General features: G+C 41.2%; 24 protein-coding genes. 11 read left to right on the plus strand and 13 right to left on the minus strand.

From position 1 onward, the window contains the following. Positions 1–7: 7 nt before the first annotated feature. From P20439_RS12955 to rpsB, 5 genes are all read right to left on the minus strand, one after another. Complete coding sequence (locus P20439_RS12955) at positions 8–787, minus strand: isoprenyl transferase (RefSeq protein ID WP_008110986.1); 780 nt, start codon at positions 785–787, stop codon at positions 8–10. Between the two features lie 256 nt (positions 788–1,043). Then, the gene (gene frr, locus P20439_RS12960; protein WP_013465428.1) at positions 1,044–1,565 is read right to left on the minus strand and encodes a ribosome recycling factor; all 522 of its coding nucleotides are present in this window, start codon (positions 1,563–1,565) and stop codon (positions 1,044–1,046) included. A 50-nt stretch (positions 1,566–1,615) separates the two neighbouring features. Then, positions 1,616–2,365, minus strand: a complete 750-nt coding sequence (gene pyrH, locus P20439_RS12965) for a UMP kinase (RefSeq protein ID WP_036934046.1) — start codon at positions 2,363–2,365, stop codon at positions 1,616–1,618. Positions 2,366–2,523: 158 nt separating this feature from the next. Next, entirely contained in the window at positions 2,524–3,375 is an 852-nt protein-coding gene (gene tsf, locus P20439_RS12970; protein ID WP_008110989.1) for a translation elongation factor Ts, read from the minus strand. Positions 3,376–3,479: 104 nt separating this feature from the next. Next, on the minus strand, positions 3,480–4,208 hold the full coding sequence (gene rpsB / locus P20439_RS12975) for a 30S ribosomal protein S2 (protein ID WP_008467525.1): 729 nt from the start codon (positions 4,206–4,208) through the stop codon (positions 3,480–3,482). A gap of 272 nt (positions 4,209–4,480) precedes the next feature. Between rpsB and map the strand changes: the two genes are divergently transcribed. The 5 genes from map to P20439_RS13000 all read left to right on the plus strand — a co-directional run bounded on the left by map (position 4,481) and on the right by P20439_RS13000 (position 12,442). Further along, positions 4,481–5,266, plus strand: coding sequence for a type I methionyl aminopeptidase (map, locus tag P20439_RS12980; protein ID WP_008467527.1), 786 nt, complete (start codon positions 4,481–4,483; stop codon positions 5,264–5,266). A gap of 167 nt (positions 5,267–5,433) precedes the next feature. Further along, positions 5,434–8,052, plus strand: a complete 2,619-nt coding sequence (glnD, locus tag P20439_RS12985) for a [protein-PII] uridylyltransferase (protein ID WP_008467529.1) — start codon at positions 5,434–5,436, stop codon at positions 8,050–8,052. 9 nt (positions 8,053–8,061) lie between these two features. Next, positions 8,062–8,889 (plus strand): 2,3,4,5-tetrahydropyridine-2,6-dicarboxylate N-succinyltransferase, encoded by an 828-nt coding sequence (dapD, locus tag P20439_RS12990; RefSeq protein WP_008467531.1) that lies wholly within the window; start codon positions 8,062–8,064, stop codon positions 8,887–8,889. Positions 8,890–9,164: 275 nt separating this feature from the next. Further along, positions 9,165–10,181, plus strand: a complete 1,017-nt coding sequence (locus P20439_RS12995; RefSeq protein WP_036934050.1) for a tetratricopeptide repeat protein — start codon at positions 9,165–9,167, stop codon at positions 10,179–10,181. 230 nt (positions 10,182–10,411) lie between these two features. Then, positions 10,412–12,442: a BCCT family transporter gene (locus tag P20439_RS13000; RefSeq protein ID WP_008467536.1), complete on the plus strand. Its 2,031-nt coding sequence runs from the start codon at positions 10,412–10,414 to the stop codon at positions 12,440–12,442. An 81-nt stretch (positions 12,443–12,523) separates the two neighbouring features. On the opposite strand, the gene P20439_RS13005 is transcribed toward P20439_RS13000, so the two are convergent. The 8 genes from P20439_RS13005 to pspA all read right to left on the minus strand — a co-directional run bounded on the left by P20439_RS13005 (position 12,524) and on the right by pspA (position 19,121). After that, positions 12,524–12,868 carry a 4a-hydroxytetrahydrobiopterin dehydratase gene (locus tag P20439_RS13005; protein ID WP_008467538.1) on the minus strand — a complete coding sequence of 115 codons (345 nt, stop codon included), beginning with the start codon at positions 12,866–12,868 and terminating at the stop codon, positions 12,524–12,526. Between the two features lie 38 nt (positions 12,869–12,906). After that, positions 12,907–13,704: a phenylalanine 4-monooxygenase gene (gene phhA / locus P20439_RS13010; RefSeq protein ID WP_008467539.1), complete on the minus strand. Its 798-nt coding sequence runs from the start codon at positions 13,702–13,704 to the stop codon at positions 12,907–12,909. Positions 13,705–13,942: 238 nt separating this feature from the next. Beyond that, a complete protein-coding gene (megL, locus tag P20439_RS13015) occupies positions 13,943–15,124 on the minus strand; it encodes a methionine gamma-lyase (protein WP_008467542.1) in 1,182 nt (393 codons plus the stop codon). Between the two features lie 135 nt (positions 15,125–15,259). Further along, positions 15,260–16,288: a TIGR01620 family protein gene (locus P20439_RS13020; RefSeq protein WP_008467543.1), complete on the minus strand. Its 1,029-nt coding sequence runs from the start codon at positions 16,286–16,288 to the stop codon at positions 15,260–15,262. Beyond that, positions 16,285–17,703 carry a YcjX family protein gene (locus tag P20439_RS13025; protein WP_008111009.1) on the minus strand — a complete coding sequence of 473 codons (1,419 nt, stop codon included), beginning with the start codon at positions 17,701–17,703 and terminating at the stop codon, positions 16,285–16,287. The genes P20439_RS13020 and P20439_RS13025 overlap by 4 nt, the downstream gene beginning before the upstream one ends. Before the next feature lie 63 nt (positions 17,704–17,766). Beyond that, positions 17,767–18,165 (minus strand): envelope stress response membrane protein PspC, encoded by a 399-nt coding sequence (gene pspC / locus P20439_RS13030; protein ID WP_008111012.1) that lies wholly within the window; start codon positions 18,163–18,165, stop codon positions 17,767–17,769. Next, positions 18,162–18,395: an envelope stress response membrane protein PspB gene (gene pspB, locus P20439_RS13035; protein ID WP_008111014.1), complete on the minus strand. Its 234-nt coding sequence runs from the start codon at positions 18,393–18,395 to the stop codon at positions 18,162–18,164. The genes pspC and pspB overlap by 4 nt, the downstream gene beginning before the upstream one ends. 66 nt (positions 18,396–18,461) lie before the next feature. After that, the gene (gene pspA / locus P20439_RS13040; RefSeq protein ID WP_008111015.1) at positions 18,462–19,121 is read right to left on the minus strand and encodes a phage shock protein PspA; all 660 of its coding nucleotides are present in this window, start codon (positions 19,119–19,121) and stop codon (positions 18,462–18,464) included. A 186-nt stretch (positions 19,122–19,307) separates the two neighbouring features. Between pspA and pspF the strand changes: the two genes are divergently transcribed. Genes pspF through P20439_RS13070 form a run of 6 tightly spaced genes read left to right on the plus strand, consistent with a single transcriptional unit; the run spans position 19,308 to position 25,659 of the window. Beyond that, complete coding sequence (pspF, locus tag P20439_RS13045; RefSeq protein WP_008111017.1) at positions 19,308–20,369, plus strand: phage shock protein operon transcriptional activator; 1,062 nt, start codon at positions 19,308–19,310, stop codon at positions 20,367–20,369. Between the two features lie 14 nt (positions 20,370–20,383). Continuing rightward, the gene (locus P20439_RS13050; RefSeq protein ID WP_008111019.1) at positions 20,384–21,991 is read left to right on the plus strand and encodes an ABC transporter substrate-binding protein; all 1,608 of its coding nucleotides are present in this window, start codon (positions 20,384–20,386) and stop codon (positions 21,989–21,991) included. Continuing rightward, positions 21,991–23,025 (plus strand): ABC transporter permease subunit, encoded by a 1,035-nt coding sequence (locus tag P20439_RS13055; protein WP_008111022.1) that lies wholly within the window; start codon positions 21,991–21,993, stop codon positions 23,023–23,025. The genes P20439_RS13050 and P20439_RS13055 overlap by 1 nt, the downstream gene beginning before the upstream one ends. Beyond that, positions 23,012–23,905: an ABC transporter permease subunit gene (locus P20439_RS13060; protein ID WP_008111024.1), complete on the plus strand. Its 894-nt coding sequence runs from the start codon at positions 23,012–23,014 to the stop codon at positions 23,903–23,905. Before P20439_RS13055 ends, P20439_RS13060 begins: the two co-directional genes overlap by 14 nt. Then, on the plus strand, positions 23,906–24,898 hold the full coding sequence (locus P20439_RS13065) for an oligopeptide/dipeptide ABC transporter ATP-binding protein (protein WP_008111028.1): 993 nt from the start codon (positions 23,906–23,908) through the stop codon (positions 24,896–24,898). Continuing rightward, positions 24,898–25,659 (plus strand): ATP-binding cassette domain-containing protein, encoded by a 762-nt coding sequence (locus P20439_RS13070; RefSeq protein ID WP_008111030.1) that lies wholly within the window; start codon positions 24,898–24,900, stop codon positions 25,657–25,659. The genes P20439_RS13065 and P20439_RS13070 overlap by 1 nt, the downstream gene beginning before the upstream one ends. Positions 25,660–25,709 lie beyond the last annotated feature (50 nt).

Here is a 25,709-nt window from a genome sequence, read left to right on the forward strand (position 1 = left end):
ATCTATTTTAGGTTTGAGCGAGTAATTGTTTTATTTGTTCGCCCGTGCAACCAAAACGTCGCTCTCTGGCAACGTAACATGCAATGGCCTCTGCAAAAGCAGCTTCGTTAAAGTCAGGCCAAAGTGTATTGGTAAAATAAAGTTCAGCGTAGGCTGCCTGCCAAAGTAAAAAATTACTAATTCTGACATCGCCACCAGTACGGATCAGTAAATCTGGCTGAGCCTGATCTGCCATACTCATGTGCTGTGCAATATGTTCTTCTGTAATGTCTGCGGGATCAATTTCCCCATTTGCTACTTGTAAAGCAACCTGCTTAGCAGCATGGGTCATATCCCAACGACCACCGTAATTTGCCGCTACATTTAAATGCAGGCCGGTGTTATTCGCTGTTAGTTCTTGCGCAGTATGTACTTTAGCGCGCAAGCTTTCAGAGAATCGAGATAAATCTCCAATGATGGTTAGTTTTACGTTATTTTTATGCAGCTTTTTAACTTCTTTACTTAGTACAAATAAAAAAAGCTCCATTAATGTATTTACTTCGTCTTCAGGGCGGCGCCAGTTTTCACTACTAAAAGCAAATAAGGTTAACGATTGTATCCCTAATTTAGTACAAAACTGCACAGATTGACGAACTGCATCCACGCCTTTTTTATGCCCATATACACGAGGCCTATTTCTAGCTTGTGCCCAACGCCCGTTCCCATCCATGATGATAGCAACATGTTTAGGCAAACATTGCTGTGAAATTGTATCAGCGTCTAGAACCATAAATTTTGTGTATTCCATAAAAAAACGCCGCCTAGTATACCCCAGACGGCGTTTCAAAACTAATAAATTTAACCTGTACCCGTGATAATAAATCTACTTTAAGCAGATAAATATACAGCCAACAACCTTGTATTTACTGACAATCGAGCCACTAGCAAAGAGTAAACATATTCTGTTACCCTTTAAAATCACACAATTATAGTAAACTGCGAAGACTGATAAACAGCAACTTAATTATTTAATTAAAGCTGTTTACTTGGGTCTAGAACAGTTATTAGATTTCCATCAACTCAGCTTCTTTTGCCGTTAGTTGCGTATCCATTTCTTTAATAAACTTATCAGTGATTTTTTGAATTGCATCTTCAGCTTGACGAGCTTCGTCTTCAGAGATGTCTTTATCTTTTAATAAGTTTTTAATATCGCCATTTGCATCACGACGAATATTACGAATAGCAACACGGCCGCCTTCTACTTCACCACGTACGATTTTAATTAAATCTTTACGACGTTCTTCAGTCAATGGAGGAAGTGGTACACGAATTACCGTACCTGCAGACATTGGGTTTAAACCAAGGTCAGAAGCCATAATCGCTTTTTCAACCGCTTGCGCTAAAGATTTATCAAATACACCAATAGCCAGTGTACGTGAATCTTCAATTGTTACATTTGCAACTTGATTTAAAGGCGTTGGTGCGCCGTAGTACGACACCATGATGCCGTCTAAAATTGCAGGATGAGCACGGCCAGTACGAATTTTAGATAATTGACTACCAAGTGCTGCTACACTTTTTTGCATGCGCGCTTGCGCATCTTTTTGAATATCGTTAATCACGGTTTAATCCTAATCTATTTACTAACTTCATCTGAGGCTTGTGAAGAAATAAGAGTTCCTTCTTCTTCACCCATTATTACGCGTTTTAATGCGCCTGATTTATTCATATTAAATACGCTCAATGGCATATTATGGTCGCGAGCAAGAGTAAATGCCGCTAAATCCATTACTTTTAATTCTTTATCAATAATTTCATTGTAGCTTAAGTGACGGTAAAGTGTCGCTTCAGGGTTTTTAACCGGATCATCACTAAATACACCGTCCACTTTAGTCGCTTTGATTACCGTATCAGCTTCAATCTCAATGCCACGTAAACACGCTGCAGAGTCAGTAGTGAAGAACGGGTTACCCGTACCAGCGGCAAAAATAACAACGCGACCTGTTTTCAACAAGCTAATTGCTTCAGCCCAGTTATACGCATCACACACACCATTTAATGGGATAGCTGACATTAAGCGACAATTTACAAACGCACGGTGTAGCGCATCACGCATAGCTAGGCCGTTCATTACGGTTGCAAGCATCCCCATATGGTCACCGACAACACGATTCATGCCCGCTTCGGCTAATGAGCCACCGCGTAAAAAGTTGCCGCCACCAATAACTAAACCCACTTCTACGTCGAGTTCTACGAGCTCTTTAATTTCCTGTGCCATACGGTCTAAAACTTTAGGGTCGATGCCGAAGCCTTCGTCTCCCATTAAAGCTTCACCACTTAATTTGAGAAGAACACGTCTAAAAATAGGTTTGCGATTGATAGTCATAGTTTTGGGGCCAACTTTTATTGAATTATGGATAAAAAATAACCGCGCTTATGTTAAACATAAAAGCGCGGTTATTTTAAAGAATTTCTAAGCGTGACGCAAAAGCAAATAGTACTTTAATTGCATGTATTTTCCTTTTGCATCACAAATAGTATGTCTTACTGACCTTTAGCAGCTGCAATTTGAGCAGCAACTTCAGCAGCAAAATCTTCTTCTTTCTTCTCGATACCTGCACCAACTTCCATACGTACAAAGCCAGTAACTGTTGCGTTTTTCTCTTTAAGAATTTCGCCAACAGATTTTTTCGGTTCCATGATGAAAGCTTGACCAGTAAGAGAAACCTCACCAGTAAATTTCTTCATACGACCAACAACCATCTTCTCAGCGATTTCAGCAGGCTTGCCTTCATTCATCGCAATATCGATTTGTACTTGCTTTTCTTTTTCAACAACATCAGCAGGTACGTCATCTGGCGTTAGGTAATCTGGGTTTGAAGCAGCAACGTGCATTGCAACGTGCTTAAGTGTTTCTTCATCAGCAACACCAGCAACAACAACACCAATACGCTCGCCGTGACGGTACTCAACTAGTTGTTCACCAGTGATGTACTGAAGACGACGTACATTGATGTTTTCACCAATTTTAGTTACTAGCTCAACACGGTCTTCTTCGAACTTAGCTTGTAAGTCTTCGATAGATGAAGTGTCAGCGATAGCAGCATCTGCAACTTTGTTAGCAAATGCTAGGAAGCTTGCATCTTTAGCAACGAAGTCAGTTTGACAGTTAACTTCTACAAGTACTGCAACACCCGCGTTTTGCTTGATGATGATAGTACCTTCAGCAGCGATGTTACCTGCTTTCTTAGCAGCCTTTGCAGCACCGCTCTTACGCATGTTTTCAATCGCTAACTCGATGTCACCATCAGTTTCAGTTAACGCTTTTTTACAATCCATCATGCCAGCGCCAGTACGCTCGCGTAATTCTTTAACTAGGGCAGTAGTTACAGCCATTAGTAAATCCTCAAATCTGAAATCAGGTTTAGATAAGCGGGTTACCCGCTCCACAAGAATAGCAAGTCTTCACCTTTAAAAGATGAAGACTTGATGACAGCTAATTACTCAGCTTCTACGAAGTCATCTTTTTCAGCTTGAGCAACGATGTTACTCTCACGGCCTTCAGTGATCGCAGCTGCAACAGCACTAGTGTAAAGGTTGATTGCACGGATAGCATCATCGTTACCAGGTACGATGTAATCAACACCGTCTGGGTTAGAGTTAGTATCAACGATTGCAACAACTGGGATACCTAGGTTGTTAGCTTCACGGATAGCAATGTGCTCGTGGTCAGCATCGATTACAAAGATAGCGTCTGGAAGGCCACCCATGTTTTTAATACCACCAAGGCTCTTTTCAAGCTTTTCCATTTCACGAGTAAGCATTAACGCTTCTTTCTTAGTTAACTTCTCGAAAGTTCCGTCTTGGCTTTGAGCTTCAAGGTCTTTAAGACGCTTGATTGATTGACGAACTGTTTTCCAGTTAGTCAACATGCCGCCTAACCAACGGTGGTTAACGAAGAATTGATCGCTTTGTAAAGCAGCTTCTTTTACTGCTTCGCTTGCTGCGCGCTTAGTACCAACGAAAAGAACTTTACCTTTGTTTGCAGCAGCACTAGATAAAAACTTAAGTGCAGTGTTGAACATTGGTACAGTTTGCTCAAGGTTGATGATATGTACACGGTTACGTGCGCCGAAGATGAAAGGCTTCATCTTAGGGTTCCAGTAACGTGCTTGGTGACCAAAGTGAACACCAGCTTGAAGCATATCGCGCATTGAAACGTTTGCCATTTTGTAAATCCTCTAAGTTGTTTAGGGTTAGGCCTCCACATATCCCATAGCACCAACACCGCAGTTAAATGAAACTGAAATGCACCCAAGTGTATGTGACGATACGTGTGTGTGTTAAAATAAAATTGTGTTTGCCTTAAATACAAAAAATCATTTAAGAATTTATTTGTAAAAAGACGGCGCGCTTTATACCATATTAAAATTAAATACTCAACGTCTCGTGCAAAAATTGTGCGACGATAATCATCTAAAAACGCAACTTTGGAGCCTCAATGAGCGCTGTGATTAAGACCCCTGAAGAAATCGAGAAAATGCGTGTAGCCGGCCGTTTGGCTGCTGATGTGCTAGAAATGATCGAACCACATGTGGTACCAGGTATCACCACCGATGAGTTAAATACAATTTGTCATGATTATATTGTTAATGTGCAAGATGCTGTTCCTGCTCCTCTTAATTATCATGGTTTTCCAAAATCAATTTGTACCTCGGTAAATCATGTAATTTGTCACGGAATTCCGAACGACAAAGCATTAAAAGACGGTGACAGTGTCAATATTGATATTACTGTTATTAAAGATGGTTACCATGGTGATACTTCAAAAATGTTCCATGTTGGCACACCTAACATTCAAGGCAAACGCCTTGCAGAAGTGACCCAAGAAAGCCTTTACCTTGCCATTAAAATGGTAAAACCGGGTGTTCGCCTTGGTGATATTGGTGCCGCTATTCAAAAATATGCAGAGAGCTTTAACTACTCTATCGTCCGTGAATACTGCGGCCACGGTATCGGCAGCGAGTTCCATGAAGAACCACAGGTAATGCATTACGGAAAACCAGGTACAGGCGAAACGTTAAAAGCCGGTATGTGTTTAACAATCGAGCCCATGGTCAATGCAGGCAAACGCCAATGTAAATTACTAAAAGACGACTGGACTGTGGTAACAAAAGACCGTAGTTTATCAGCTCAGTGGGAACATACCTTACTGGTAACTGAAAATGGTGTTGAAATTTTAACACTACGATCAGATGATACTATCGATAGAATCATCGAGCACTAATAGTAGTGTGTGCTTAATCATAGTAATAACAGGCTTTAGCCTGCGTACAGATTAAGTGGTTTGCTGCAAAGGGAAATAACATGATTTATTCCCTTTGCAGCAAACACAGTATAAAAATAACTTAATCCAAGACTTATAATGCAGTCCATATATAGGAGCCAGCCTAAGTGGCATTACCTAACAAAGTAAAAAAGTTGCTCAATGATGCTCAGCAACTTAGCGAATACCGCGATTGCTCCGCCTATTTTTATAAATGGTTGCATAATGAATTCTCAAAACAACCCGTTGGTAATCTAATAAACGCCCGTGCAGAATTTATAGACCGGTTACTGATTAAACTCTTTCATGTTTTCGATTTAGCCCACGAGCCAGATCTCGCTTTAATTGCTGTAGGAGGTTATGGTCGCGGTGAACTTCATCCCTACTCCGACATTGACTTTTTACTGCTTGTTACCCAGCAACCCAATGACGGTATTTGCGAAAAAATTGGCCAGTTTGTCACTATGCTGTGGGATCTTAATTTAGAAATAGGTCACAGTGTACGTACCATTGAACAAGCCATAGAGCAAAAACGTGAAGATGTTACCTTTGCCACCAGCCTACTAGAAAGCCGATTAATTTTCGGCAACCATATTGAATTCGAAAAGCTCAAAAGTCACCTCATCGAAAGGCCTGTATGGGGCTCTGGAGAGTTCTTTGTTGCAAAAGTACAAGAGCAAAATTTACGCCACAAAAAATGTCATGGTACGGCTTATAATCTAGAGCCTAATATAAAAGAAAATCCAGGCGGGCTGCGCGATTTACAAACCATTATTTGGGTTGCTAAAAAACACTTTAGAGCCGAAACCCTGCAAGAGCTGATAAATCACGGCTACCTAACTCACGAAGAATACCAAGAACTGTTAGAGTGCCTTGAAAATTTATGGAATATTCGCTTTGCTTTGCATTTAGCCGCGGGTCGCTCAGAAAACCGCTTATTATTCGATCACCAACCGCAAGCGGCTGAAATTTTGGGTTTTGGTAGTGATGGTAAAGCCTCTGTTGAGCGCATGATGAAACGCTTGTTCAGAATAATGAGCCGTGTGCGTGAACTTAATCAAATGCTACTTTCGTACTTTGAGCAAAGTATTTCACCAGACAGCAGCCAAGCCACTGTTGAAGAACTTGATCGTAATTTTGAACGCGTGGGCCATCAAATTCGGGTAAAAAGTCCATCAGTATTTTTTAGGCGTGACCAACTTTTTGTATTATTTGAGCACATTGCTGATCACCCAGAAATTACCCATATATACCCAAGTACCATTCGAACTATCCGCCAAGTACGTCGTCGCTTATTAGGTGACTTACAAGATTATGCCGCGTGCCGCGAAGCTTTTTTACGTATTATAAAGCACCCTAACGGCATGGGCCGTGCATTTACGCTAATGCATAAGCACGGCATGATTGCCGCTTACCTTCCGCAGTGGCGCAATATTTTTGGCCAAATGCAGTTTGATTTGTTTCATGCCTATACCGTAGATGAACATACCCATAAATTAATTAATAATATTTACCAATACTTCGATAAAACCAGCATTAGTGACTTTCCAATTTGCAGTGAAATAGTTACGCGCATGGATAAACCCGAATTACTGTATTTGGCTGGTATTTTTCATGATATTGCTAAGGGGCGTGGTGGCGATCACTCAGAGCTGGGCGCTGTTGATGCCATAGCGTTTTCAAAGCTGCATGGTTTTGCCTCTTCAGATGGTAAGCTTATAGCGTGGTTGGTAAGCAATCACTTACTTATGTCGGTAACTGCGCAACGTAAAGATATTAACGACCCCGATGTAATAAAAGATTTTGCATCGCGAGTAAAAACCGAACGCCAACTCGATTACCTCTATTGTTTAACCGTGGCTGATATTCGAGCCACCAATGACAACCTATGGAATGACTGGAAAAACACGCTGCTGCGCGAGCTTTATTTGCACACACAGCGCGCCTTGCGCCTTGGGCTTGAAAACCCAATGGATCAACGCGACCAAATTCGTGATAAAAAGCACCAAGCTAAGCAACGCCTGCTTAATTTGCATTATCACGAGGAGCAAATTGACTTAATTTGGAGCCGTTTTAAAGCAAATTACTTTACCGCTTTTAGTGAGCAACAAATTTCTTGGCATACTGAGCACTTACTCAAGTGCACTGATTTAAGCCAGCCCAGTGTTATCGTTTCTAATAAAGCGATGCATGGCGGTACCCAAGTGTTTGCTTATAGCCCCTATTCAGGTGCCCTCTTTGCTCGACTGGTAAGTGTTATTGGCTCTAAAAAAGCGCAAATTCAGCACGCCCAAGTACTGACCACCAAAGATGGCTACGTACTGTTCAACTTTGTTATTTTAGAAGTTAACGGCGATCCGATTGCCAGTAGCCGCGCACAATCGATTAAACGCGGATTAGAGCAAGCGCTTCATGATCCACGTAAAAAAATACGCTTTAAAAAGAGCCGATCACAGCGTTTTAAAGACTTTAATATTAAACCTAAAATTGTACTGCGCCCGCACCCTCGTAAGGATCGTAGCTTAATAGAAATTCAAGCGGTTGATATACCTGGACTATTAACTAAAATAGCCGAGGTTTTTCAAGCTTACTTACTCCACATACATGCCGCACGTATTACCACGGTAGGCGAACGTGCAGAAGATTTCTTTGTGGTATCAAATAACGAATATCAAGCGCTGACTGATGAAGAGCAAGCAAAAATTCATCAGGCATTACGTAAAAAACTCAACGCCGAAATTGAATAAGAGGACACTATGTCAGATTTAAAAACCATGATTGAAAATGCGTGGGATAACCGCGACAGCATTAGCCCTGCTACAGTATCAAGCGATGTTAAACAAGCAATTATAGATGCGCTTGAGCTATTAGATAGCGGCGCTGCTCGCGTTGCAGAGAAAATTTCAGGCGAATGGGTTGTTCACCAGTGGCTTAAAAAAGCAGTACTACTTTCATTTAGAATTCGTGAAAATCAGCCAATGAACGACGGCGTAAACCAATTTTACGACAAAGTACCGCTTAAATTTAGCGACTACACGCCGGAGCAATTTCAGCAAGGCGGCATGCGTGTCGTACCCAACGCCGTTGCTCGTAAAGGCAGCTTTGTAGGTAAAAATGTCGTATTAATGCCATCGTACGTAAACATAGGTGCATTTGTTGACGATGGCACCATGGTTGATACATGGGCGACAGTGGGCTCATGTGCTCAAATTGGCAAGAACGTACACTTATCTGGCGGCGTAGGCATAGGCGGCGTTTTAGAGCCGTTACAAGCGAATCCTACCATCATTGAAGACAACTGTTTTATTGGCGCACGTTCAGAAATTGTTGAAGGCGTAATTGTTGAAGAAGGCGCCGTTATTTCAATGGGAGTTTACATTAGCCAAAGTACCCGTATTTACGACCGTGAAACCGGTGAAATTCACTATGGCCGTGTGCCTGCCGGCGCGGTTGTGGTTCCAGGTGCACTGCCTTCAAAAGATGGCAGCCATAGCTTGTATGCGGCTATTATTGTGAAAAAAGTAGATAAACAAACTCGCGAAAAAGTGGGCATTAATGCCCTACTGCGCTCGATTGATGATTAAAAGCAGCTGTAAGTTTTTAGCTGTTAGCGCTAAGCAGGTTGATGTTAAACGTAGGTTGGGTTGAATAAAACGAAACCCAACGACACATTAAGTTAATGTGTATTCGCTAAAATTTAATTACATACAGAAAAAGCCCTAAGCTTGTATAGCTTTAGGGCTTTTTTAGTGATTTTAAAATACTTTCTCACAAACCTGTCCCCTTTAATTGCGTTGCTTTGTTAGATGCCTACAACTATAGTGAATTAACGCATAGTTCGATTGTCGAGGTTAAGTTGTTGCGGCTTTTTGTAATAAGTTGGTTGATATTATTATGTTCAAAACACGTCTTTGCTAATGACTTCAATACCTTTGAAAAAAAATTAGACGAAGCCGAAGATTATCTTACTGTTAATCCAGCTCAATCTATTACTATTTTAGAAAACCTCACAGGGTTACAACTCATGCCGCCAGAATTATTTATCCGCTGGCACCTTATCTATGCCCGTACAGCAGTACCTACAAGTCACTATGACGAGCTTTATACATCGATTGACGCAATATTTCAGCATCATCAAACTGATTATTTCAAACAAAAACTGACCACCATTATGAGTGCCTTGGGAATATGGCTTCGCCATGCAGAATATTTAGACGATGCCCAGTACTCATTTAAATGTGCTTACAAATATGCGCAAAACGATCGTCAACGCTTAACACTCACCAACAGTATGGCATTGGTTGCTCGCTCGCAAGATGACTTTGCAAAAGCGCGTGCTTTATACCTCGACAGTCATAAGATCACCACACAATTACAGCTTCCCAATGTAACCGCACTGATAGAAAGTAACTTAGGTTATTTAGCCCTGGATGAGGGCAATATACCCGAAGCTGAGCGCTATTTTAGAAGTGCATTAAGAAATAACCAAAACATTGATAAACGCGCGGGGCAAATCTCAACCGGGCTTAATTTATTAATGGTTTTTTTGATTCAAGAGCAGCAAATTAATTTTGAGCGACTCTATAGCCCAACGGCCACATTAACCCATGCCTTTCCCAATGAAGCGAAACAAGCATTACTTTTTTGGCTTGAAATAGACTACAAAAATTTGACTGGGGGTTTTATAAGCCAAAAAGACAAACAACAGTTACAAACAGCGTATGAGCAATTAGAAAGCGATAAAATGAAACAACTAGTCGCGCGCTATTTAGCCAACAAGCTAGATGTAGCTGTAACCTTACCCGCCCCTATTGTCGCTAAGGACTTTACCAGCCCTTGGTTTGAGCTGGTAAAGCAATGTGATTGGAAACGCTAAGACTCGATTTAGTCCTTAGCCTATAAAAGGCTATCCCCCTCTAAAATAAATACTTTAATACTCTCACATCAACTTTCTCTTACTTTCTTTTTTAAAACCAAGCTGCTGTAAATATTAACTTTAATTTAAAAAAGTGACATTTTTAAGCTGCAAAATTAGCCAACCCTAGTGAATTTATAATAAGGTAGTCAGGCATACTTGAAAGTTAGCAATTAATATTAAGGATTAATATGACAAAAACTGCTTTACGCTCAACCATTTTGCTACCTGTATTTTTGCCCGCCGTATTTATTATTCTACTTTTGGTGATTGGTACAAGTAGTAACCCTGAACTCGCAGGTCAGGCATTTAGTGTTGCCCTTACGTGGATAACAGAAACCTTTGGCTGGTTTTATATGTTGTCTGTCGCTATTTTCTTGGTATTTATTGTCTCAGTCGCGGCTTCTAGCTGGGGGAATATAAAATTAGGGCCCGATCATGCACAGCCACAATACAGCTTTGGTGAATGGTTTGCCATGCTCTTTTCTGCCGGTTATGGCGTGGCACTGCTTTATTTTGGTGTTGCTGAACCTGTGCTGCATTACGCATCCCCGCCATCGGGGGCGGCTGAAACCGTTGATGCCGCCAAGCAGGCAATGCAAATTGCCTTTTTCCATTGGGGATTTCATATTTGGGCTATCTATGGAATTGTTGGTTTAGTGCTTGCTTACTTTGCATTTCGCCATGGCTTACCACTGTCTATTCGCTCTGCGTTGTATCCACTTATTGGCGATAAAATTTATGGCCCAATCGGCCATACTGTGGATGTATTTGCCATATTAGGTACTTTATTTGGTATTGCCACTACACTAGGGCTTTCGGTGACTCAAATAAATGCTGGCCTACATTACTTATGGCCAAACATCCCTATTAATACCACAGTGCAAATTACGGCCATTGCCGTTATTACTGCGGCAGCAACACTCTCAGTGGTGGCCGGTATGGATAAAGGGGTCAAGCGATTATCAATTGTGAATATGACCTTAGCGGTTTCACTAATGGCTTTTGTGTTTTTCATTGGCCCAACTATTCACATCTTAGAATCATTTTTACAAAATACCGGCAGCTACCTAAGCGGTATTGTTGAGCGTACTTTTAATTTACAAGCTTATAGTCGCAGTGATTGGATTGGTAACTGGACTTTATTTATATTTGGCTGGACGATTGCGTGGGCACCGTTTGTGGGTATGTTCATCGCTAAAATTAGCCGTGGTAGAACCATCCGACAATTTGTTGTTGGGGTAATGTTAGTTCCCACTATTTTTACCTTTTTATGGTTTTCAGTCTTTGGTGATACGGCACTTAACTTAATTATGAATGAGGGGTTTGATACGCTTATTGGCGATGTACAAGCAAATCATGCCGTCGCATTATTTCAATTATTTGAAGTGTTACCACTGTCATTTTTCATTTCACTACTCACTGTCATTTTGATCATAACTTTTTTTGTTACATCATCTGATTCAGGCTCTTTAGTCATTGATTCACTCGCCTCTGGAGGAAGCATTAATACGCCGGCTTGGCAACGCGTGTTTTGGGCGGTACTTGAAGGTGCTGTGGCGGCTGTTTTATTAGTGGCAGGCGGACTAAGTGCGCTGCAAACCATGACCATAGCCAGTGCCTTACCCTTTGCTATTATTATGCTAATTGCCACGGCGGGGCTTTGGCGAGCTCTAAAAATTGAAGGCCATCGAGACACCAGCTTGCAAGCACATACACTTAATAGCCGCAACATTAACTTGTCTCACTGGAAGCGTCGTTTAGCGGCTATGGTCAATTACCCTAATAAAGAAAAAGTACATACTTTTATTGGTAGCGTGGTAGTTGAGGCAATGAAAGCCGTACAAGCAGAATTGAAATCTAGACAATGGCATGCAGTGGTGGAATTTGATACTGATTTAGGTCGCGCTCATTTAACGGTGCTGCGCCATGAACATGTGGATTTTGTTTATGATATTCGCCTTACCGAGCATCCTATGCCAAGCTTTGCTTACTCAGAGCTAAAGCCTGATAACAACGATGCTGAAAAGTATTATAAGGCCGACGTGTTTTTACGTCGCGGTGGTCTGTCATACGATGTTTATGGCTACACTGAAGATGATATTGTGAAAGATATTCTTGACCAATTTGAGAACTACTTACACTTTCTAGGTAATAGCCCAGGCGAACTTCCTTGGGATATGGCCGAACATGATGACATGTTAAATACCGATAAAGCTTAACGGATGCAGTCAATATTGGTAAAACGGTAATTAAAAATAAAAAAGGCACTGTAAAGTGCCTTTTTATTTACTCAAATATAATTACAGCGCGTTAAATACATCGTCTGTTTTAGCGGCACAAATAAAATCGTTTTTATGCAAACCTTTAATTGAATGGCTCCACCAAGTAACAGTTACTTTACCCCATTCGGTTAATACACCAGGGTGATGGCCTTCATCTTCAGCCATATCGCCAACTTTATTAGTAAATGCAATGGCCTGCTTAAAGTTTTTAAACTTATAAACGCGCTCTAATTGCATAATACCGTCGCGTACTTCCGGCACCCAATCAGGGATTTTTTTAATTAATTCAGCCAATTCTGCATCTGATACTTTTGGAGCATCTGCATGACAGGCTTCACATTTTTGTTCACTTAATGAAGACATTTTAAATCCTTAATTCTAGTGTTACTTTTATTAAAAAACTAACTAGTTAATTTTTCTTTTGGGGGAAATTTCGGCTCGTGTAAACCAAGCGCCTTAGCTTGCTCAACTAAAGTCATTATATCCATTTGCGATATTTCAAACAGATCATGAATCGAATTAATGGTGTAGTACAGCGGCTGCATAATATCAATACGGTATGGCGTGCGCAGCACATCTAGCACATTCATTGGATTAATTTCTGGTGTATCAGAGTACACGTATTGGGTTTCTCCTGGGCTTGATAAAATACCGCCCCCGTAAATACGTAATCCTTTTTCAGTTTGCATCAAACCAAATTCGACCGTAAACCAATACATGCGCGCTAAATAAACGCGGTCTTTTTTCTCTGCCGCGTAACCTAGTTGCCCGTACTTATGCGTAAATTCAGCAAAGTCAGGATTTGTTAGCATGGCACAGTGACCGAATATTTCATGAAAAATATCGGGCTCTTGTAAATAATCAAATTCTTCACGGCTACGAATAAACGTAGCAACAGGAAACTGCTTGTTGGCCAGTAGTCTAAAAAACTCATCAAAGTCGATAAGTGCAGGTACAGGTGCTACTTGCCAACCTGTTGTTGCCAATAGCACTTCGTTTAGCTCACTTAGCTGTGGAATACGATCATGCGGTAGATTAATTTTTTTTAACCCTTCCATGTACTCGTCACAGGCTTTGCCTTCAATGCACGCAAGTTGGCGTGCTACAAGCTCAGACCAAATTTTATTTTCTTCATCGCTCCAATGTATAACGCCATTTTCATCTGGTGTTTTAGAGGTGTAATTACTTGCTTTAGCCATAAATACCTTCTTTGGGTTTAAACCCTAAATCGGTGTCAAAATAATAGCCACGTGCTCGGCTATTCGATGTAGCCATACTATGCAAAAGTGAACAAAAGTTTAATAGCTTGACTCAGATCAATACTTTCGCAGAACACGAATATCGTAAATTTATAATTACACTAGAGCAAAGATAAAGAGACAGCCTATATTTAACAGCACTTACAGATCGATATTTCTGTAAATAATAAATTACACCTTACGATATTTTAGTAAATGATTGGTTGAGATCGTTAATAATATCATTAACATCTTCAAGCCCAACTGATAAGCGAATTAAACCATCACTAATTCCGGCTGCTAATCTTTCTTCGGGTGTGTAAGGCGAATGGGTCATCGATGCAGGGTGTTGAATAAGTGTTTCAGCATCGCCTAAGCTAACCGCTAAAGTACATAGCTTCATGCTATCAATAAACTGCTCACCGTCGGTTAAACTCCCTTTAATTTCAAAAGCAATAACACCGCCAGCAGCTTTCATTTGCTTACCAATAAACCGATGACCTGGGTGCGACTTCAGTCCCGGATAGTACACTTTACTCACTTGAGGGTGAGCCTCTAAATATTCAGCAATCGTTTGCGCACTCTGGCAATGACGCTCTACCCGTATAGCTAATGTTTTTAAACCTCGGTTAATTAACCATGCATCGTGTGGGCTAATCGTCGCGCCTATATCTTTTAACACCGTCATTTTAATCTGTGTAATGTGCTCAAGGGATCCACACACAATACCTGCGACTACATCGCCGTGACCATTTAAATACTTGGTAGCACTGTGCATAATAATATCGATGCCGTATTGTTTAGGTGACTGTAGCAGCGGCGTTAAAAAGGTATTGTCGACCACACTTATTAAATTATGCTGTTTTGCTACATCACCAATAAGTGCTAAATCAATAACGGCCATCGTCGGGTTTATCGGTGTCTCTGCAAATATCATTTTTGAGTTTGGCTTTATTGCAGCACGTAACTCATCTTCATTGGTCATATCCACAAAGGTGACTTCAATGCCCCAACGCGGCAACATATGCGCAAAAAAAGCAAAGGTGCAGCCATAAAGCGCACTTGATGCAACTAAGTGATCGCCTTGTGATAAAAAGCTCAGTACCGAAGCCGATACCGCTCCCATACCTGTAGCCGTTGCCGCTGCAGCCTCACAGCCCTCTAATTGCGCCACTTTTTGTTCAAGTTCAGTGGTGGTAGGGTTACCCAAACGCGTATAAATATAACCTGGCTCATCGCCAGCAAACCGTGCAGCACCCTGCGCAGCATTTTCAAAATGAAATGTCGATGTTTGGTATAATGGCGAGGTTAATGCGCCATGGGGATCATTGGCTTTTTGTGGGCCATGGATACATTGGGTGTGTTGATGATGCTTGCTCATTGTGTGCTCTCGTTTTTATTATGTGTGTCAATTACATAAATAAAACGCACCGCACTTTAAATCACAAGCATGCCGGATGCTCAGATGGCTATTTGTGCAAACTTTACTCAAAAAGCTGTACACAAATATTGCCAACTATTTACTCTCCGCTCTCTTAGTGCGACTCATAATTTTACTCGCAATCCCTTGAACAGTGCCTTTTAACAAGCTGCGTTTATTTTCAAGACGCGGTAAGGGTCGACTTAATTCCATGGCTTTATAGCCTATACGTGCTGTAAATATACCCGCACTGACGCCTTGCGCGGCTCGCCCTGAAAGTTTGCCTAATAGCTCAGCACTAAGTGCCGTGGCAGCTAAATCAGATACAAGCTCTGCACTACCTACAAACATGACTTGTTTTAACAGCATTCGATAGAGTTTAATGCGACTGGCGTAACCAAAACCAATGCCATAAATTTTACCTATTTGTTCAATTAATTTTGTACCGCGCCATAACACCGCTATCATATCCACCAGCGCAAGAGGGCTTAATGCGACTAATAAGGCTGACTCTGTTGCAAAGCGGTTTATAAGCTTTTTAGCTTGGGTGTCTTGCGTTACCAGTAGGCTATTAGCGTAAAGTGTCATTATTTCTTTATCACTATGGTGCGTAGCAACTTGGTTTTTAAAGTTTTCAAAATTGTCTAACTGCTGGTGCTTGTTCAATTTTTCAAGCCAAGGGAGTGCACCACCCACTTGCTCACTGTTTAATAGCCTATCGGCTTCATGGCGATGCAGCTGATTACGCTTTAAACTGCGCAACATCCGATACTCTCGCCATAACAATCTTGTTATTAATAGCAGAGCGCTTACCACGGCGGTTAAATAAACACTGCCCAAAATAAGCGATTGCTGATAAGCAAGCACAATAGAAAACCCAAACTCTAGCAGTACTAAAATAATAAAGCTGAGCGCAAACAAGCCTTTGAGCGTTTGCCATTTTGACTTTTTATACACCGGCTCTAAATCAACTTCAGGCTCAAGCGCATCATCCTCAAGCTCAGAGGTGTAATCACTTTGTCCGTGTTCAATAATTTTAGCAGGTGTTAACGCAGGCTCGTTTTGCTCAATACTTTGTGCACTAATACGACGCCCTGCTTGAAACTGTTGCGTTGACTCACTCATGTTAATTTATCTCCTAGCAAGTACTGCATCACATGATCTAATCGAATATGTTTAAGTTGCTTGTCGGGGCTTGGCATCGGCGAAAATGACAAAAATTCAAACCCTTGCGCTGGCCACTCACTTTTATTAAGCATTCTACTTGGCGGCTCTGGTGGTAAATAAGTCAGCCACTCATGCTCATTTAAAGGTTTACCGTAAACGCAATCAAGGGTTTGACCTTTATCAACCACTTGGCGAGGTTGGGTTGCGGTAATTGATGACATAGCCATAGTTTCAATTTGTACACCATCAAACTTTAAATGATTACTTTGCTCTTTAACCAGCGAGTCTAGTAACAAGGCTAACGCTTTATGATGCTTAGCACTGATGTGATCTGACTTATTAGCCGCAAACAATATTTTATCAATATTCGGTTTGAATAAACGTTTAAAAAAGCCAGACTCCCCATAACTAAAATGTGCCAACAATTGATTAATAACACGGCTTTGCTCATGCAACGTTTCATGGCCTTCATTTAATGCACTGAGTACATCAACCAACACAATTTGGCGGTCAAAATGACGAAAATGCTCATTATAAAATGGCTTAACGACTTCTTTCACGTAAGCATTAAAACGTTTAATTAAATGCGCTAAATTAGAACCCGCCACCACATCGTCTTTCATCATTTCAGGGTTTATTGGAAAAAATAACAATAACGGCGCACCTTGCAAGTCGCCCGGCATTAACATTCGCCCGGGTTGTAACATCGCAAGTTTGGTGTCTTTTTTTAGCCCTACTAGCATGCGTTGATAAAGTTGTGCAATGTTAGCAAGCTCACTTTCATCCACAGGCGCATGTAAATCAAGTTGCTCTACGGCGTGTAAAAAATCGCCTGAGGTAGCGCTGCGAGGAGACTGATTTAATAATGGGTATTGCTGTTCACACCACGCAGTATAGCTTTGTTCAAGCATAGGTAAATCGAGCAGCCATTCGCCTGGATAGTCAATAATATCAAGGTATAACGTTGATTGCGGTGAAAAATGACCTCGCAGACCCGCATTACTTTGGTATTTAATCGCCAAGCGTAGGGTATTTATTCGCTCAGTAGACGCCGGCCAAGCAGGGTCACCTTCCATTGGCAGTAAGGCACTCATTGCACGGTTATAATCAAAAGTGGGCACGTTTAATGCCTCTTGCGGCACAATTTTAGTGGCAATATGACGATGCTCGCGCATCACATCAAAAAAAGGTAAGTTGTTGTCATTCGCCTGAGAGGTTAAGTGCTTAACTAACGCGCTTATAAACGCGGTTTTACCACTGCCGCTCAACCCAGTTACAGCAAGCTTAACATGTTGGTCTAAACTACGGTGCAGGGCTTTTTGTGCTTTGCCTTTAAAGGTTTTAAAGGTCTTTTTTGCAAATGATTGGCTCATAAAGTGTTTTGCACCCTATCTGCCGTAATTGTTCACGTTACAAACAAGGTGCTTATCAATCCTTTAAAGTTTATTAATTTCACGACTGACCGTAAATTCGCTTGAGGTAACGTAACGTTCCATCTCTTGTAAGCGAACATCAACACGTGTTAAACGCTCTTTTAAGTCTTGTAATGCACGACGAGGTGGCTCGCCCTTTTGCCATACTTTAAACTTAACTTCTAGTGGGTCATCACTGTAAGTTGAATGCGTTTTACGTGTTGCAGCAGGTTTTTTATCTAAAATAAACCATGCTGCAATGTACGCTACCACAAATAATGGGCCACCGGTTAGTAGTACCGCACTAACAAATATAATGCGAACTAACCATAACTCCATATTAAAGTAGTCACTTAAACCGGCACATACGCCAGCTATTTTGCCGCGTTGTGGGTCTCTGAATAATTCGCGTTTAGTGTTCATACTTTTTGTCTCCACTGAGGTGACTCTTGATCAAGCAACGCTTCTAATGTTTCTACTCTATCAGCCATTTTTTCAGCTTTTTGTGCTAGCTCCAATAATTGGCGGTGCTCATGCTCACTCAACCCTTGGCTTACTTGCTTTTTGCTACGGTAGTGTAAAATTAACCACAGTGGCGCAACAAAAATCATAAATAAGATAAAGGGGGCAACTAGTATCTCTGGATCAAACATAATCCTCTCCTGACAATCCTTATTCTATGTTGATGTCAGGGGCACGTGGCCCCTGATATTATCGTTTTATTTATTTGCGAGTTTCTTTTTAAGTTCAGCTAACTCGTCATCAATCTTTTCATTCTTTTGTAAGTCTGCAATTTCATCAGCTAACGTTTGTTTACCTAAATCATAAGACTCTATTTGAGATTCTAGCCCATCAATTTTGGTTTCGTAACGTTCAAAGCGATTAAGTGCATCCTCTACTTTAGAACTATCAAGCGCTTTTTTAACTTCAAGGCGCGACTCAGCCGAGCGTTGACGTAAAATAATCGCTTTTTGACGTGCCTTAGCATCTGCTAGCTTTTCTTGTAGCGTAGTAACCTCTTGTTGTAGCTTCTCAATATGAGACTCTACATGGTCAAGTTCACTTTCTACCGCAGCAACTGCGTCGGCTGATTTTTGCTTTTCAAGTAATGCTGAGCGTGCTAAATCGTCACGATCTTTGCTCAGTGCCAGTTCGGCTTTCTCTTGCCAATCGCTTACTTGGGCTTTTAGTGTATCTACGCGACGTACTAATTCTTTTTTCTCAGCGAGTGTTTTTGCTGATGTAGAGCGTACCTCTACCAGTGTATCTTCCATCTCTTGGATAATAAGACGAACCATTTTTTCAGGGTCTTCTGCTTTATCTAAAATGGCATTGATATTAGAATTAACAATGTCTGCAAAACGTGAAAAAATTCCCATAACATATACCTCTATTATTTAATCTAAATGTGTCTGCTTTTATTAGTATCAATATGCTTGCCAACTTTTTTAATTTTAAAATAGCAATAAATTTCAAATAGTTAAATGTAAATTACAAATTGCTTTTGTTATCAATCATAATGAAATACACTAACTGTTAGTAAAAATGACTAAGAGTTAGGAAATATGAGTCAATATCGCCAACAGGATAATTTGCTCGGCCAATCAGACAGCTTTTTATCGGTTCTTGATCAGGTATCGCAGCTAGCAAACCTAGATAAACCCGTACTTATTATTGGTGAACGTGGTACCGGTAAAGAGCTTATTGCAGCACGTTTACACTTTTTATCCAAGCGCTGGGATCAAAGTTACGTCAAACTTAACTGTGCGGCATTAAACGAAAATCTACTCGAAAGTGAATTATTTGGCCATGAAAGTGGTGCATTTACTGGCGCAAGTAAACGCCATGAAGGCCGATTTGAGCGGGCTAATAGCGGCACCTTATTTTTAGATGAGTTGGCAAATACTTCTGCCCTAGTGCAAGAAAAGCTATTAAGGGTAATAGAGTATGGTGAGTTTGAGCGTGTTGGCGGCAAACAAACGGTTAAAGTAGATACGCGCTTAGTCTGTGCGACCAATGAAGACTTACCGCATTTAGCGCAGCAAGGTGAATTTAGAAGCGATTTACTCGATAGGCTCGCATTTGATGTGATCACTCTACCGCCACTGCGCGAACGCCAAGACGATATTATGTTACTGGCTGAGCAATTTGCAATGAATATGGCACGCGACTTAGAGTGGGAGTTATTTAGTGGCTTTACTCGCAATGCACAAGAAAGTTTACTCAGTTATGAGTGGCCGGGTAATGTGCGTGAGCTTAAAAATGTGGTGGAGCGAAGTCTTTATCGCCACGGCAATGAACATATCCCTGTGCATAAAATTATTTTAGACCCATTCGAAAGCCGCTTTAGACCTAAAGCACGTATTAAACATGCACAAGCCCCTGTTGCTGTGCAAAATGAAGTTGTTAACACCCAGCCCAAAGAAGCGCCTGTAACACCGAGTTTGAGTAACGCAGAACCTGAGTTTCCTTGTGACTTAAAAACACTCTCTAATGAATTTGAGATCACATTAATAAAAAAAGCATTAGAACATAGCCAATTTAATCAAAAGAAGACTGCAGAAGTACTTGGTTTAACGTATCATCAATTACGTGGTTATTTGAAAAAATACAATTTGCTGGAATAGTAGAGGTTGTGCGGGTGCATAAATTATTACTTGCTTTATTATCATTGAGTTTAGTAGGTTGCATTGATAGTAAAGAAGAAATCTTAGAAGAAAAAAACCAAGGCCTCGTTTATTGCGCTGAGGCAAATCCTGTGTCGTTCAATCCACAAGTCACAACCACAGGATCAACCATCGATATTATTGCTAACCAGTTGTACGACCGGTTAATTAGTATTGACCCTGTGACTGCTGAATTTAAAAGCGAACTAGCCACCGACTGGAAAATTAGCAAAGACGGTAAGTCTGTCACTTTTACTCTGCGTAAAGGGGTTAAATTTCATACCACCGCGTATTTTACTCCAACACGCGAATTTAACGCTGATGATGTCATTTTCACTTTCAGTCGTTTATTTGATGTATACAACCCCTATCACTTTGTCGGTGATGCGAATTATCCCTACTTTCAAAGTGTGGGTATTGACCAACTTATTCGTAAAATTGTCAGGGTGTCTGATCACCAAGTTCGGTTTGAATTATTTAACGCAGAAAGCAGTTTTTTAGCGAATATGGCGACCGATTTCGCCGTGGTGCTCTCTAAAGAATATGCCATGGCGCTCAAAGCCAACAACCAAGAAAACCTATTTGATCAATATCCAGTTGGCACCGGTCCTTATATTTACAAAGAATACCGACGAGACCATTTAGTACGCTTTTATAAAAACGCTGACTATTGGAAACACGAGGTGGCACTTGAGCAGTTGGTGTACGACATTACCCCTAATGGCACCACGCGTATTGCTAAAATTCTTACCAAAGAGTGTGACGTAACTGCGCATCCTAGCAGTGCACAGTTAAGTATTTTAGCTCAGCGAGATGATATTAACGTTGAAAGGGAAACCAACTTAAACATAGGTTATTGGGCATTTAATTCCGAACGCCCTCCGTTTGATAACTTAAAAGTACGCCAAGCCTTAGTGCATGCCATTGATATAGAAAAAATAATGCAGGCAGTTTACTACGGTAATGGACTTCGTGCGCGGTCAATATTACCACCCACGTCGTGGGCGTTTGAACCACAAAAGAACATGCCAATTTTCGACCCACAACTGGCAAAAAAACTATTAACAGAAGCCGGTTATGAAAAAGGGTTTGATATGAGCATTTGGGCTATGCCTGTCAGCCGTATTTATAACCCCAATGCACGAAAAATGGCAGAGCTGATGCAAAGCGATTTACGCAAAATTGGCGTTAACGTTAATATTGTCGAGTATGAGTGGAACACCTTTATTCAACGCATAGGCGAGCACCGTCACGACAGTGTATTATTAGGTTGGGCAGCAGATACGCCTGATCCTGACAACTTTTTTAGCCCGTTACTTAGCTGCACCGCGACCTTCAGTGGCAAAAACCCAGCGAACTGGTGTAATCCTGAATTTGATTTACTGTTAACTAAAGCTCTCGATACGACCGATTTAAATTTACGTAAACAATATTACGACGCAGCACAAAGTATGATCATCGAACAATTACCCTTATACCCAATAGCCCACGGCATGCGTTTTCAGGCAAGTAGTGCTGATGTTGAGGGGATCACACTCGGGCCATTTGGCGCTATTTCATTGGCTAACGCGAGGAAGAAGTAATGTTATTCGATTATATTTTACGCCGCCTCGGATTGTTATTTTTCATGGTGTTATTACTGAGTATTTTTACTTTTTCGCTGAGCTACTTATTCCCTGGCGATCCACTGAGTAACTTAAGCGGCATACCAGACACTAACTTTACTCAAAATGCACAGCTAGAAGAAAAGTACCTGTTTAACAGTAACTACTTTATGCAGTACATTGCCTTTGTTGGGCGAATAGTACAAGGCGATTGGGGCGTGTCGTTTGCCTCAGGAGATAGTGTTTTTGCTCACGTGGTTGATTTAATTCCAGCGACCTTAGAGCTGAGTATTTATGCGTTAGTCATCTCGGTTGTGGTTGGCGTGCCTGTCGGGATTTTAGCATCGGCTTATCATAAACAATGGCCTGATAAATTAATTAGCTCAACAGCTATGGTTGGCTATTCTATGCCTATTTTTTGGCTCGCGTTATTACTAATTATGGTTTTTTCGCTCAAACTTGGTTGGTTTCCTATGTCGGGGCGAGTGAGCTTATTGTATGAAATACCTGCCAGTACGGGGTTTATCTTACTGGATATTTTACTAGCTGATTTTCCCTACAATGGCATGGCAATGCTTGATGCACTGCATCACCTAACGTTACCCACCATTGTACTGGCTATGTATCCGACTACTGTATTGGTGCGCTTTACTCGCGAGTCAATGTTAAAAGTAATGGATCAAAACTTTATCAAAACAGCTCGCGCCAAAGGCCTTAACCGTGGACAGCTTATTATTCATCACGCCCTGAGAAATGCATTACTGCCGGTTATAAAGCAAATAGGTTTGCAATTTAGCACCTTAATCACCCTTGCTATGATCACCGAGGTTATTTTTTCATGGCCGGGGATTGGCCGTTGGTTAATAGACAGTATTTATCAACGTGACTACCCTGCCATACAAGGGGGGTTAATGGCCGTTTCTTTTTTCATTATTATTGCGACAATTATAGCCGAACTAACATACACCCTACTCGATCCCCTGTCTCGGAACCAAGCGCATGGCAAAGTTTAATTTATTTTCAGAAGATTCAAATAAATCGCCATTAGCGAGACTATGGAGAAAATTTAAAAATAACCATCCTGCTTTGGTGGGTTTATGGGTGTTTATTGCCTTTAGTATATTAGCTGCAACAGCGCCGTTTCTTGCGCCCTATGGAGTAAACCAACAGCACAGTAATGCACTACTGCTACCACCTTCATGGAATGAAATGGGCGATGTGCGGTTTATTTTAGGCACCGATGACTTAGGCCGAGATGTGCTTTCACGCTTAATGAATGGTGCGACTTATACTTTTGGTTTGTCGATCGTGGCTGCACTAATTACCACCATAATTGGCGTGTTAGTCGGGACATTTGCTGGTATTAGCAAAGGCATACGCTCTAGCTTTTTGAACCATTTACTTGATGTAACCTTATCTATCCCCTCATTATTATTGGCCATTATTATTATTGCCATACTCGGACCTGGATTAATGAATACCGTTTGGGCAATTATTTTAGCGCTGTTACCACAGTTTATTCATTCCATTAGAAACCTAATCGTTGATGAGCTAGGTAAAGATTATGTCACAGCGTACCGGCTCGATGGAGCCTCTAAGTGGCATATTTTATCGCGCGGTATTTTTCCTAATGTGTATGAATATATTGTGGTTATTTTTACTATGGCCCTCTCTACTGCTATTTTAGATATTGCTGCGCTAGGGTTTTTAAAACTTGGCGCACAGCCGCCGACCACTGAATGGGGTGCTATTTTGGCCGAAAACTTAGGGCTTATTTATTTAGCGCCATGGACAGTGGCTCTTCCGGGTGTACTGCTATTTTTAGCCGTTCTTTCAACAAACTTGGTGGGCGATGGACTTCGCAAAGTTTTACAAGCGCGTAAGGCAGATTAAATGCATTTACTAGATATTCGAAATTTAACCATAGAGCTGCAAACGTCTGAAACTGCTATTCGCGCTGTTGACCGAGTAAGTTTTAGTTTAAAAGAAGGTGAAGTACACGCCTTAGTGGGAGAATCCGGCTCAGGAAAAAGCTTAATTGCAAAAGCCATTGTAGGCGTACTTAACGAACGCTGGGTTATAACCGCCGATAGAATGCATTGGCGCGGTGTCGATTTAATGCGCCTCACACCAGAGCAGCGCCGTAAAACCGTCAGCCAAGACATTGCAATGATTTACCAAGATCCAAGTCGCTGCCTTGACCCTACTGCAAAAATATTTAACCAAATCGCTGAAACACTGCCTGAAGTGGCCGCCAAAGGGTTTTTCTTAAAACGCAACCGAGAGCGTAAAGATCGTGTAAAAGCACTGATACACAAAGTGGGCATTAAAAATCATGAAGCCGTGCTTGATAGCTACCCTCATGAACTCTCTGAAGGCGTTTGTCAAAAAGTCATGATAGCCATGGCCATTGCGCGTACACCTAAATTGCTCATTGCTGATGAGCCTACAACCGCACTAGAAAGCACCACCCGTGCACAGGTGTTTAGGTTATTAAAAAGTTTAAATCAGCTAAAGAACATGTCTATTTTGATGATTTCCCATGAGCTAGAAGAAATAGTAAATTGGTCGCATGGTATTCATGTGTTGTACTGCGGTCAAATGGTTGAAGCAGGTCCAACACACCGTATTTTTAGCCAACCTCGTCATCCGTATACGCAAGCTTTACTAAAAAGCCTGCCCGATTATGAGCATGGTTTAGCCCATAAAGAACCTTTTTATGCATTAAAAGGCACCATACCTACACTACAACATTTACCGATTGGTTGTCGACTCGGTCCACGTTGCCCGCAAGCACAAAAAGAGTGTGTGGTTGCCCCTAAACTCTCTAAACACCACGGCCATAGTTACGCGTGTCACTTTCCATTGATCAAGGAAGTAAAATAATGCAACCCTTGTTAAAAGTTCAAGCCTTGTCAAAAGCCTTTAACATGCGTGCAGGTTTATTTAGCCGTAAAAAATTTGATGTACTAAAAAACATCTCATTTTGCATTGGTAAAGGTGAAACAATTGCCATTATTGGTGAAACAGGCTCAGGAAAAAGTACCCTGGCTAAATTATTAGTGGGTGCATACAGTGCCGATAACGGGCAGATATTATTAGAGAATAACACCATAGAAAACAATGGTAATCGTGATGCGCAGTGTCGTTATATCCGAATGATTTTTCAAGACTCCGCCACCTCATTGAACCCAGCAGTGACCATTGCTGAAATGCTCGATGATTGCCTAAAATTCAATACTGATTTTGATAAAACTCAACGTAGTGAAAAAATTGGCAGTACTTTACTTAAGGTCGGATTGCTGGTTGATCATCAGCAATACTATCCGCATATGTTTAGTGTGGGGCAATTACAGCGTGTAGCGCTCGCTCGCGCGCTTATATTAGATCCCAAGGTAGTTGTACTCGATGAGGCACTTTCGTCGCTTGACCCCTCTGTGAGGGCGCAAATAGTTAACTTATTACTTAAATTACAGCTCGAAACCGGTTTAACCTATATTTTGATCACCCATCATTTAAGTTTAGTGCGCCATATTAGCGACCAATTAGTCGTTCTCAATAAAGGTGAAATTGTTGAATACGGTCCCACTGAAGCTATTTTTCAAAGCCCACAGTCAAAGGTTACTCAACGCTTATTAAGCTGTTAATACAAAAATATAAAAGGCGCCAATTGGCGCCTTTTATAGTTTAGCTATTA

The sequence above is a fragment of the Pseudoalteromonas sp. BSi20439 genome, assembly GCF_000241165.1.
In the GTDB taxonomy this organism is placed as follows: Bacteria; Pseudomonadota; Gammaproteobacteria; order Enterobacterales; family Alteromonadaceae; genus Pseudoalteromonas.